The 11,240-nt window shown below is 70.4% G+C and carries 12 protein-coding genes and 1 pseudogene; 10 read left to right on the forward strand and 3 right to left on the reverse strand.

Annotation, left to right across the window (positions count from 1 at the left end; translation table 11 throughout):
• Positions 1-30: 30 nt before the first annotated feature.
• The 5 genes from ORI60_RS24955 to ORI60_RS24975 all read left to right on the forward strand — a co-directional run bounded on the left by ORI60_RS24955 (position 31) and on the right by ORI60_RS24975 (position 4,286).
• Positions 31-1,287, forward strand: a complete 1,257-nt coding sequence (locus ORI60_RS24955; RefSeq protein WP_266040258.1) for an MFS transporter — start codon at positions 31-33, stop codon at positions 1,285-1,287.
• Positions 1,288-1,659: 372 nt separating this feature from the next.
• Positions 1,660-2,103, forward strand: a complete 444-nt coding sequence (locus ORI60_RS24960) for a hypothetical protein (RefSeq protein ID WP_266040259.1) — start codon at positions 1,660-1,662, stop codon at positions 2,101-2,103.
• A gap of 153 nt (positions 2,104-2,256) precedes the next feature.
• Positions 2,257-2,382, forward strand: coding sequence for a hypothetical protein (locus ORI60_RS24965; RefSeq protein ID WP_266040261.1), 126 nt, complete (start codon positions 2,257-2,259; stop codon positions 2,380-2,382).
• 117 nt (positions 2,383-2,499) lie between these two features.
• Positions 2,500-3,210 carry a ThuA domain-containing protein gene (locus tag ORI60_RS24970; protein ID WP_266040263.1) on the forward strand — a complete coding sequence of 237 codons (711 nt, stop codon included), beginning with the start codon at positions 2,500-2,502 and terminating at the stop codon, positions 3,208-3,210.
• Positions 3,180-4,286 (forward strand): Gfo/Idh/MocA family protein, encoded by a 1,107-nt coding sequence (locus tag ORI60_RS24975; RefSeq protein ID WP_266040265.1) that lies wholly within the window; start codon positions 3,180-3,182, stop codon positions 4,284-4,286. The genes ORI60_RS24970 and ORI60_RS24975 overlap by 31 nt, the downstream gene beginning before the upstream one ends.
• Positions 4,287-4,328: 42 nt before the next feature.
• Here ORI60_RS24975 and ORI60_RS24980 read toward each other — a convergent pair whose 3' ends face one another.
• A complete protein-coding gene (locus tag ORI60_RS24980) occupies positions 4,329-4,937 on the reverse strand; it encodes a TetR/AcrR family transcriptional regulator (protein WP_266040267.1) in 609 nt (202 codons plus the stop codon).
• A 91-nt stretch (positions 4,938-5,028) separates the two neighbouring features.
• Here ORI60_RS24980 and ORI60_RS24985 point away from each other — a divergent pair, with 91 nt between their 5' ends.
• The 4 genes from ORI60_RS24985 to ORI60_RS25000 all read left to right on the forward strand — a co-directional run bounded on the left by ORI60_RS24985 (position 5,029) and on the right by ORI60_RS25000 (position 9,929).
• On the forward strand, positions 5,029-6,036 hold the full coding sequence (locus ORI60_RS24985) for an alcohol dehydrogenase catalytic domain-containing protein (protein ID WP_266040269.1): 1,008 nt from the start codon (positions 5,029-5,031) through the stop codon (positions 6,034-6,036).
• A 20-nt stretch (positions 6,037-6,056) separates the two neighbouring features.
• Positions 6,057-6,659 (forward strand): NADPH-dependent F420 reductase, encoded by a 603-nt coding sequence (locus ORI60_RS24990; protein ID WP_266040270.1) that lies wholly within the window; start codon positions 6,057-6,059, stop codon positions 6,657-6,659.
• A gap of 44 nt (positions 6,660-6,703) precedes the next feature.
• The gene (locus ORI60_RS24995; protein WP_266040271.1) at positions 6,704-7,819 is read left to right on the forward strand and encodes an alkene reductase; all 1,116 of its coding nucleotides are present in this window, start codon (positions 6,704-6,706) and stop codon (positions 7,817-7,819) included.
• Positions 7,820-7,892: 73 nt separating this feature from the next.
• The gene (locus tag ORI60_RS25000) at positions 7,893-9,929 is read left to right on the forward strand and encodes a hypothetical protein (RefSeq protein ID WP_266040273.1); all 2,037 of its coding nucleotides are present in this window, start codon (positions 7,893-7,895) and stop codon (positions 9,927-9,929) included.
• On the opposite strand, the gene ORI60_RS25005 is transcribed toward ORI60_RS25000, so the two are convergent.
• Positions 9,922-10,083 (reverse strand): hypothetical protein, encoded by a 162-nt coding sequence (locus tag ORI60_RS25005; protein WP_266040274.1) that lies wholly within the window; start codon positions 10,081-10,083, stop codon positions 9,922-9,924. The genes ORI60_RS25000 and ORI60_RS25005 overlap by 8 nt on opposite strands.
• A 29-nt stretch (positions 10,084-10,112) precedes the next feature.
• On the opposite strand from ORI60_RS25005, the gene ORI60_RS25010 reads away from it, so the two are divergent.
• Complete coding sequence (locus tag ORI60_RS25010) at positions 10,113-10,907, forward strand: hypothetical protein (RefSeq protein WP_266040275.1); 795 nt, start codon at positions 10,113-10,115, stop codon at positions 10,905-10,907.
• 67 nt (positions 10,908-10,974) lie between these two features.
• On the opposite strand, the pseudogene ORI60_RS25015 reads toward ORI60_RS25010, so the two are convergent.
• Positions 10,975-11,240, reverse strand: a pseudogene (locus tag ORI60_RS25015) (cytochrome b); the annotation flags it as partial.

Below are 11,240 nucleotides of genomic sequence, written 5' to 3' on the forward strand. Positions count from 1 at the left end.
CGAAGAAGAGGCTCCATGCCATCGTGAACGGTGCCCACGAAGGAATCCGACGGCGCCGAGGTGAGACTGGGAAGTCGTTTCCACAGGCTCTTCGGTGCCACGCTGGTGTCGTCCATCGGCACCGGCATGCACGCCGCCGCGTTGCCGCTGCTGGCCCTGCAGACCACCAGCAGTCCGCTGGCGTTGAGCGCCGTCGTCATGGCGGCCGAGATTCCCTGGGTGCTGTTCTCACTGCACGCCGGTGTCGTGGTGGACCGGCTGGACCGCCGGCGGGTGATGGTGTGGGCCGACCTCGCACGGTTCTCCGTCCTGGTCGGTCTCGCGGCGCTGATCCTGACCGCGCAGGTGAGCCTGGTGTGGCTGGTGGCCGCGGCGTTCCTGCTGGGGGCCGGCCAGGTCTTCTTCGACATCGCCGCCCAGTCGGCCATTCCGGACTTCGTGTCGCGGGACCCGCGGAACCTGGCAGCGGCGAACGGGCGGATCCTCGCCGCGGAGAGCAGCGGCGAGGACTTCGTGGGGCCCCCGGTCGGTTCCGCTCTGTTCGGCGTGTGGAACGTCCTTCCCTTCGCCGGCAACGCCCTTTCGTTCGCCGCGAGCGGCCTGCTGATCCTCTCGATCAAGACGGACGCCCAGCCGGAGAAGAAGTCCGGAGCGCCGCGCACGAGTGTGCGGAGCGAGATCGTCGAAGGCATCCGGTGGTTGTTCGGGAACCGGACGCTGCGGGCGCTGGCCATGGTTTCCTGCCTCGGCAACGTGGCCGTCACCGCCCAGTTCGCGATGCTGGCGTTGCTGGCCAAGGAGGTCCTGGGACTTCCGGACTTCGGTTTCGGCCTGCTGCTGACGGCCACCGCGGTCGGTGCGACGGCCGGGGGACTGACCGCCGCGGCCGCCGGCAGGCGGTTCGGTCCCAGCACGGTGATGCTCGCGGGCAAGGCCGGTGTGGGCGCGGCGATCCTGGTTCTGGGACTCGTCGCCAATTCGTGGGTGGCGGCCGCGATGATGATGGTGACCGGCGCGTTGATGACGGCGGAGAAAGTAGTCGTGAGCACACTGCGTCAGCAGATCGTGCCCGATGAGCTCCTGGGGAGAGTTTTCTCTTCGAGCAGGCTTGTGGTGATGATTGGGGGCCCGATCGGAGCGGCACTCGGCGGCGTTCTCGCGACCGTCTTCGCGGTCCAGGTCTCGTACGTCGCCGCCGGTGTGTTCCTCATCCTGGTGGCATTGGCCTTCTACCCCGTGCTGAACAACCGCGCCCTCGCGAGCGCCACGCGACATCCGGCCCGATGAGCGTTCCAGCCCGACACCACGGTGCTGACACCACCAGGCGGCTCTGAGGCCTCGGGCCGAATCCAAGGCCTCGTCTCGATGGTCTGGACGGACGTGCTGTGCGTGCCCGAACCGTGCCTGCGAACGCTCGAAAGGTCTTCGACCGTTCCGCGGGCGACTCGACCGGCGAATCCCGGGGTCATCATCTTGAAACCGCTGAGGCGAACGGAGTTTCAACTACGACGATGATCCACAATGGTCTCCGGACATCCCGTCCTGGATCTTCGCCCGCGATCTCGCGGCGTTCCCGAGGACGGCTGAGCACGTCCCGGGCTGGCTGCGAGAACGGTTCGACGTGCTGCCCCGACCTGACGTCGAAAGGACCATCCCCGGATGACGACGCCCACGCCGATGCCCCCGGACGAGCAGCACCACCTGGTGGGCGAGGCGACCAAGACCCTGCTCGGGCAGGCGCCCTCCGGCTGGGACCGGATCATCATGGACTACATGGTGCTGGGCAAGAAGGTCAACGTCGGCGCGATCGCCAGGATGCGGGACGGCAGCACGCAACGGTTCCCAGCGCCGCGGGAGCTCGCGCCGATGCTCTCCGCGCTGCGGCGCGGCATGTACACACCGGACGGCGGCGCCTGGTACTCGTTCCGCCTGATCGTGCAGCCGCCGGACCGGTTCACCATCCAGTACAACTGGAACGACCAGCCGCCGTTCCCGGCGCCTCCCGCCCGCGAGCAGTTCGTCCTGGACCAGGAACGGTTCCCGCGCACCCCGCAGAACACGCCCGAGTGGTTCCAGCGCGGGCTCGACGGATCGGATGACTGATCCGGCGAAGGTCACTTGAAGTCCGCCGGTTGCCGCCCGTCAAGTCGTGCCCGCCCGAAGAAGCACTCGTGGGACGTCGGGGTGTAGCCGCTCGAACGTGCGCACGCGCACAACGATTACGGGCACGACCGCCTGCTGGCCGACGTGTGGCTGGTGGGCGGCGAACTGCGGGTGGCGCACGACCTGGTCGACGCGCGTCCGGCCCGAACGCTGCGCAGCTTCGACCTCCAGCCGCTCGCCCAGCGGATCCGGCGGGTAGCAGGTCGATGGACCCGGTGAGTGTGAGCGCGAGCCCGATCTTGACCAACGGTGGCGTGCGCGGCAATGTGCAGTCCGGAGTACCGATCGAGCTGTTCCGAGACCGGACGTGCGGTGAGCGGTTCCCAGGGGGTGAGCGTGGCGCAGCCGAAGGCTCTGGTGGTCCGCGGTGGGTGGGAAGGCCACCAGCCGGTGAAGGCGACCGAGTTGTTCATCCCGTTCCTGGAGCACAGCGGTTATGCCGTGCGGGTCGAGGAGTCGACCGAGGTCTACGCCGACGCTGCCGAGATGGCGCGCACAGACCTGGTCGTGCAGTGCATCTCGATGTCGGAGATCACCACCGGGGAGCTGGACGGGCTGCGCGCGGCGGTCGAGGCCGGCACCGGTTTCACCGGCTGGCACGGTGGCATCGCGGACTCGTTCCGCGCGTCCTCGGACTACCTGCACCTGGTGGGCGGCCAGTTCGTCACGCATCCCGGCAAGGAGCCGTGCGAGCGCCAGGGTGGGCAGGAGGACAACTACCTGCCCTACACGGTGAACATCACCGCGCTCGGCCGGGAACATCCGATCACCGCGGGCGTCGAGGACTTCGAACTGGTCACCGAGCAGTACTGGGTGCTGCACGACGACCTGGTCGACGTGCTGGCCACCACGACCCACCCGACCAGGCCGTGGCATCCGTGGCACCGGCCGGTCACCTGCCCGGCGATCTGGACGCGCCGGTGGGGCGCCGGGAGGATCGTGGTGACGACGCCGGGACACAGCCTGGACGTGCTGGAGCACCCCAGCGTCCGAGCCGTCATCACGAGGGGGATGTTGTGGGCGACCCGCACCGCGTCGGAATCGTAGGTGCCGGGTTCATCTCCCGGGCCTATCTGGACACGCTCGGCAGCCACCCCGCGGTGCGCGTCTCCGCGATCGCCGACCTCGACGCCACCCGCTCGGCCGCGGTCGCCGCCGAGCACCCCGGCACCGAGGCGGTCAGCGTCGAGCGCCTGCTCGGCGGGGCGGACGTCGACACGGTGCTCAACCTGACCGTTCCCGCGGCCCACGCCGAGATCGCGTTCCGCGCGATCGACGCCGGCAAGAACGTCTTCGGTGAGAAACCGCTCGCCGCCACGTTCCCGGACGGCCGGGCGATCATGGATCGGGCAGCCGCCGCCGGTGTCGTGGTCGGGTGCGCACCGGACACCGTTCTCGGCACCGGAACGCAGACCGCGCGGGCGGCGATCGACAGCGGGCTCATCGGACGCCCGCTGTCCGCATCGGCCGTGATGGTCACGCCGGGGCACGAACGCTGGCACCCCGACCCCGACTTCTACTACACCGCGGGCGGCGGTCCGCTGCTGGACATGGGGCCGTACTACGTCACCGCGCTGATCCACCTGCTCGGCCCGGTGCGCACGGTGCTCGGCGCGGCCAGTCGCCTGCGCACCGAGCGCGTCATCGGCTCCGGCGCGCGGATGGGCCACCGGATCCCGGTCGAGGTCGACAGCCACGTCTCCGGAGTGTTCGAACACGCCAACGGCGCGCTTTCCACCATCACGACCAGTTTCGACGGGGTGGCCACCACCGCCGCGCCGATCGAGGTGCACGGCGAGACCGGCACGCTCGCGGTCCCGGACCCGAACCACTTCGACGGCGAGACCCGTCTTTTCCCGCTCGGCGGCACCGAATGGCGAACTCTTGCCCCTAGTGCGGGCTACATGGGCACAGGGCGGGGAATCGGCCTCATCGACCTCGTCACCGCCGGTGGGCAGCGGGCCCCGCGCGCCGGCGGCGAGCTCGCGCTGCACGTGCTCGAGACGATGACCGCCCTCCTCCGCGCGGCGGACGAAGGGCGGCGGATCGAGCTGACGACCACGGTGGAACGACCACTGCCGGTGCCGCTCACAGCCGTGGACGAGTGGTCCCTCAGCCGTTGACGAAGCGGCACCGCCGGGGGCCTTGACGATCTCCACGTCACCTCAGTCGAGGGCGTGGTCGCGGCCGGCCTGCAGGATCTCGTCGGACAGCGACGGCTGGACGTGGCGCACCGCGCGGGCGAGCATCATCGTCCCGACCAGCTCGCCGAGCAGGCGGATGGCCCTGCGGCGGGCCTGGTCCGGGTCGGGCGTCTGCCCCTTCGCCTCGGCTTCGCGCAGGAACTCGGCGGTGAAGCCGGCGAAGTAGCCCTCGAGGCCCTCGGCGTACGCGCGTTGCACCGCTTCGCTCTGCCGCCCGGCATCGGTGACCAGGGCGCTGGAGGGACAGCCGCCGTCCTCGGCGTCCCGGTGGGCGGCGGAGAGGTAGTGGTCGACGACCCGCTCCAGCGGGGAGCCGGCCTCGTCATCACCGGTTTCGATCTCCCGTGCCAGCACTCCGAGTGAGGCGGCGAACGACGTACCGCACACCTCCACGGCCAGGTCGTTCTTGGACGCGAAGTGGTTGTAGAAGCCGCCGTGGGTCAGGCCCGCTTCCTTCATGAGCTCCGCGATGCCGACCGCGTCGATGCCCTGTGAGCGGAACATCCGGCCTGCGGCGTCGACGATGTTCTGCCGGTTGCGGACTTTGTCTTCCTTGGTGATCCGCGGCATGGCCGGCTCCCCAGCGCTTGACTATTTCAATGATGGATCTCATCATAACAGCGCTAACAATGATGGACGTCATCATTACTGGAGAGGGTTCATGCGCACCATCGCCTACGAACAGCAGGGAGACGCCGCACGAGTGCTGCGCCTGCAGGAGTGGCCGGCACCGGCGGCACCCACTGCCGGGCAGGTGCTCGTGCGGGTGCTGTCCCGGCCGATCCACCCGGGTGACCTGGCCGGCGTGGAGGGCTTTCCGGGTCTGCCGCGGAAGCGGTCCACCACGCCGCAGGTACCCGGTCTGGAGGGGACGGGAGTCGTCGAGGCGGTCGGCGAAGGCGTGCCAGGACTGAAGGTCGGTCAGCGCGTGGCGTTCTTCCCGGTACCGGGTGCCTGGAGCGAAATCGTCACGGTGCCCGCCGAACTGGTCGTGCCCGTGCCCGAGCGGGTCAGTGCCGAGACGGCGGCACTGCTGCTGGTCAACCCGATCACGCTGCTCACCTTGCTGCGGGCGGTCGAGGACGCTCAGAAAGGCCAGCCGGGACCGGTCGTCCAGACCGCCGCCGGTTCGTCGATCGGCAAGCTCGTCAGCGCCGCCGCGCTGCGGCACGGCTTCCCGCTGGTCAACCTGGTCCGCAGTGCCGCAGGGGCGCGGGAGTCGCAGCGGCGCTTCCCCGAACTGCCGGCGATCTCGACCAGCGACGCGGACTGGAGCACTCAGGTGCGGGACGCGGTCGGAGGCCAAGGCGCGCGGGTCGTCCTCGACGCGGTGGGTGGATCACTCACCGGCGAACTGGCCGCGCTGCTGGCCGACGGCGGCACGCTGATCTCCTACGGCGCCCTCGGTTCCGGGACCACCCCGCTGGAGTCGCTGGCGCTGGTCCCGCGAGAACTGACGGTGCGAGGCGTGTCGGTGGGCCGATGGCTGACCCGCACACCCGCGGAGCGGGCCGAGGACGTCGCCTTCGCCCTCGGCCTGGCCGAGACCTCCCCGGAACTGTTCGAGGTCGCCGGCCGCTACGACCTCGCCGACTTCGCGGAGGCCGTCGACCACGTCCGCCGCCCCGGCAAGAGCGGAACCGTCCTGCTCACCAGTCCCGCCTCCTGAACCCGACGAAGGACATCACCATGAAAATCGGCTTCATCGGCGCCGGAAACGTCGCCCAGGCCATCGCCCGGCACGCGGTGGGCCAAGGCCACCAGGTCGTGCTGAGCAACAGCCGCGGCCCCGCCTCGCTGACCGCACTCGCCGAACGACTCGGACCGCAAGTCACCGCCGGTACGCGCGAGGAAGCGGCCTCGGCGGAGCTCGTCGTGCTCGCGGTGGGCTGGCCCCAGGTGCCGGACGCGGTGGCCGGACTGCCGTCGTTCGACAGGCGGATCGTCATCGACACCACCAACCAGTTCGCCTCCCCGCCCCCGCGCGCCGAGATCGCCGATCTCGGCCCGCTGACCGGCAGCGAGCACGTCGCCTCACTGCTGCCGGGCGCCCGCGTGGTGAAGGCGTTCAACAGCCTTTACGGCCAGTACATCGACGCCGATCCGCGTCACGACGCCGGACGCCAGGTCCTGTTCCTGGCCGGTGACGACGCCGATGCCAAGGCCACCGTCATCGAGCTGACCGCGAGTTTCGGGTTCGCTCCCGTCGACCTCGGCCCGCTGCGCGAAGGCGGACGCCTCATGCAGCTCGGCGGCCCGCTCTCGGGCCTCCACGTCCTCAAGCAGGACTGAACAGGGCCCACGCCCACTCTCGTTCCCGGACAAGGAAGATCCTGATGACCAGCCAGCTCCGCACCTCCACCGCCCAGCCCCTGCTGAGGCCGGTCCGCCTCGGCGCGCTCGAACTGCCCAACCGCGTGGTCATGGCCCCGATGACCAGGGCCCGCGCCGACAACGCGGACCTGGCCCCCACCGACCTGCACGCCACCTACTACGCGCAGCGCGCGGGTGCCGGCGTGATCATCACCGAGGGCACCTGGGTCAACACCGACGCGATCGGCTTCATCGACGTCCCCGGCATCTACAGCGAGGAACAGACCGCCGGCTGGCGGAAGGTGACCGACGCCGTTCACCGAGCGGGCGGGCGGATCATCTCCCAGCTCGGCCACCTCGGCGCGCTGTCGCACCCCGACCACCTCGGCGGCCGCCTGCCCGCGGGCCCGTCCGCGATCAACCTCGGCGAGCAGGCCTTCACCCCGGACGGACCGAAGGACACCGTGACTCCGCGAGCCCTCACCGCCGCCGAGATCGCCGGCACCATCAGCGACTACCGCCGTGCCGCCGAGAACGCCCGTCGCGCCGGTTTCGACGGCCTGGAGATCCACGCCCAGGGCTCGCACCTGATTCCCCAGTTCCTCAACCCCCGCCTCAACCAGCGCACCGACGCCTACGGCGGCAGCAGTGAGAAGCGAGCACGGTTCCTGCTCGACGTCCTGGACGCCGTGAGCGACGTGTGGGGCAGCGATCGCGTCGGCGTGAAGCTCTCTCCGCACTGGGCCAGCGGAACCGCGTTCACCGGGGACGAGGACACACTCGCCGACTACGACCGGCTGCTCACCAGGCTCAACGACAACGACCTCGCCTACCTCCACCTCGTGGGCTCACCCGGCACGACAGAGGAACGCGTCAGCCAGTTCGCCCGCTTCCGAGCCCACTACCGGGGCAACATCATCGCCAACCTCGGCTTCACCCAGACCCTGGCCAACGAGGTCCTGGACCAGGAGATCGTCGACGCCGTCTCCTTCGGTGCCCCCTTCATCGCCAACCCCGACCTGGTCGAACGGTTCGCCAACGGGCACCCGCTGGCCGAGAGCGACCGCGCCACCTACTACGGCGGTCACGCCGAGGGCTACACGGACTACCCGGCCTTCACCCACGCCGACCGCTCCTGAGTGCCGGAACACCTCATGTGCCAGCGACCGATCTGGTCAGATGGGGTGCATGAGCACCTGGGGGAGAACAATCGTGCTCGCAGTCGCGCTGGTCGCCACACTCGTGGCGCCGGCGCACGCGAGCAACCAGATCAGCGTGTCCGCGGCGGAGGTGACGCTGGCGCCGGGCCAGAACACGGCGTCAGTCGGCGTCAGCTGGCACACCGACGGCAACCAGGCGGTCCAGATCTGGATCCGCGAGACCGGCAAGGCCGCCAAGCTGTGGCGGCAGGAGGTCAACGGCAGCGCGACGTGGCCGTACCTCCACAACGGCACCACGACGACGTTCGAGCTGCGCGGCGGCCCGAACTTCGGCACCGTGCTGGGCACCGCGAGCAGCACGGGCCGAGCGCCAGGCCGGCTGGGCGCCGACCGCACGCACCTCGCGCTCGCGCCCGGCACCACCGGCACGATCGACCTGTCGTGGGCCACGGCGCTGAGCGACGCCCAGGTGTGGGTGTCGCACAACGGGAACCCGCAGAGGCTGTACGCGCAGGGTCCGTCCGGGACGGGCCGGATCACCTGGATCAGCCGTGGCACCACCGTGTTCACGCTCTGGTCCGGCACCGCGCAGGAACACCTGCTCGACACCCTCGTCGTCACCGCGGACTCCGGTGCGTCAGCCTCCTTCGACCGGCCTGTGGTCGTCGACCCGGACGGCACCGGCAGCGCGACCGTGCGCTGGACGGGAGGCGAGGCGCGGCTCGTCAACGACGACGGCACCGAGACGGCGCTCAGCGGCGGATCGGCCGCGATCAGCACGCGCGGCGCGGACCGCAAGGTCGTGCGGGTCTACGAAGGTGGCTCGGTGGTGACGCACGCGAGCGTCACGATCCTGCGGGACGCGCGCGGCTGGGCGGGCTTCAACTACCTGCCGGAGCACGAGAAGCGGTACCAGGAGTACCTCGACGACGCGGTGTGGCCGCAGGTGCGCGACCAGGTCGCGCACGACTTCGACGTGATGGCGTCCACCGGCGGCACCGTCGCGAGGGTCGTGCTGTGGCCGGAGAAGAGCACGAACGCGGCGGCGCAGGCCCGCAACCTCGCCGATCTGGCCGGGATCGCGCAGCAGCGCGGCGTCCGGCTCGTGGTCGCGTTCGCCAACAGCTGGCTGACCAACCCGAACTGGCAGAGCAACCGCACGAAGTGGGCCGAGTTCGCCGCCACCAGCGCGAACTGGATGAACACCTACATCAACGCCCTCGAGCCCGGCGGAGCGGTGCTGTACTACGACCTGCAGAACGAGACGTCAGGCGTGCGGGGCAACCAGCCGAACCTCCACAGCGCCTACGTGGCAATGGTTTACGACCGCACGGCGGCGCCGAGGGGCAAGCGCGGCGTGTCCGTGATGCACGCGTCGACCGACGGCGCGGATCTCGCTGCCGCACTCGTGGGCAAGCCGATGGACTTCATCGACGTCCACGGCTACGGCAACCTGGACGTGCTGGACGGGGCGGTGCGCGGACTGCGCGAGAAGTTCCCGGCCGGCACGGTGCTCGTGGGTGAGATCGGGAAGAGCGCGCCGGGCGAGCAGCAGGAGCGCGAACAAGCCGACTACACCGTGCGGTCGCTGCAGACGACGGACGGCCTGCAAGTGCCGATCACGATGGCCTGGGAGCTGTACGACGACCCGCGCACGCCACCGCACCCGAACAGCATCGCCTTCGGCTACCTCACGAAAGACCGCGCCAAGCCGGGATTCGGCGTGCTGTGCTCGCGCTGGAGCCTGGTGCCCGACTGCGGCACCCTCCGCGAGGCCACTTCCGCGCAGCCGGCGACCCTCGAGGTCCACGCGACCGTGGCGGCGCGACCGGGAACCCTCGTACCCAACGCGATCCTGCGAGGCGACGGCACCGCGAGGCTCGTGCTCACCGAGCTCGACGAGGCGGGCCGTGAGGTGGCCACCACGCTGACCGAGCCGGTGGCCGTCGGCTCGGCGGGCCTGAACTACCTGCGGCACCGGCAATCCGACGTGCGGCTGCGCGACCAGACCCGGTCCGTGCGGATCACCGTGCGGGCGGAGGGCTCGACGCGACTGCAGGTGGACGCGCTGACCGCGGCGGTCAGGTGACCGGCCCCCACAGCTCGATCGCGGTGTGCCGGCGGTAGGACTCGATGCACGGCAACGTGCGCGCATCGGGCACCAGGGCAGCCGGCGTCAGCACGAGGTCGGCACCGACGCGGACGCCGTCCATCATGCGGCGGACGTTCCCCCTCGCCACCATTGAGCCCAGGCGAACCGAGGAGGGCGTACGTGCTGTCGGCTGCTGAACCGGGTGAGCGCACAACGGCGGTGTGGCGAGTGGTCCTCGTCCTGCTGGCGATCGGGCAGGTCGTGAGCCCGATCGCCGTGGCGGCGCTGGGCGGTGGTGAGTTCACGACGTCGGACCGCGCCGGCGAACCGCCGATCGTGCCGGCCGGGTACGCGTTCTCGATCTGGGGCCTGGTCGAGGCGCTGTGCCTGGCCTACGCGGTGTGGGCGCTGGTGACCCGGACCCCGGGAGGGGCGCTGCGCGACCGGCTGGCGCGGCCGTTGTGCCTGGTGTTCACCGGGTTCACGGCCTGGCTCACAGCGGCCGAGGTGGAGCCGGTGTGGGCGACGGTGGCCGTGTTCGTCGTGATGGTGGCCGGGTTGCTCAAGGCGATGGACATCGCGGTTCGTCACCGCGCCGAGATCGCACACTGGCACCGGGCACCTCGGGTGCTGCTGTGGTCGATGCTCGGCGTCTACACGGGCTGGAGCAGTGTCGCGATCTGGGTCAACCTCACGACGGCGCTCACCGAGAGCGGGGCGCCGATCGACGGGCCCGCCGGTGTGGCGGGTCAGATCGCGATCCTGGCAGGCGCGACCGCGACCGCGATCGCGTTGCTCCGGCGCACGTCCGGGCTGCTGTCCTACGGACTGGCGGTCGCCTGGGCGATCGTCGCGGTGGTGATCGCCACCGCTCAAGCGCAGCAGGTCGTGTTGTCCGTGATCGCCGGGGCGGCACTGCTGCTCGTGGTGGCGGCGACCGCCTGGTTCCGCCTGCGCAGGCCGGTTGCCACGTGATCGACGTGCCTGCCAGGAGAACCTCGTCCAGCAGATCGTCCCAAGCGCGGCAGCGCGGTGCCTGAGATCAGGCCTTCGGGTCGGACGGCTTGCCCGCGAGCTCGCCGACCTCGTCCTGGGCACTGGTCCCCTCGGAGACGTGCCGGGCCTTGCGCGCGTTCTCCAGCGCCACGGTCTCCTCGACCGGGTCCGGCGACCACGTGCTGCCCGCGACCGGGTGACCGGCCGAGCCGAGCTTGTTCATCTTCTTCGGCACCGACGCACCCTGGTAGGCCAGCGGGATCGGGTGGCCGTGGTCGTCCACCGGGCCCAGCGGCTGGTGGACCTCGATGA

The organism is Lentzea sp. NEAU-D7 (assembly GCF_026242055.1).
Classification (GTDB): Bacteria; Actinomycetota; Actinomycetes; order Mycobacteriales; family Pseudonocardiaceae; genus Lentzea.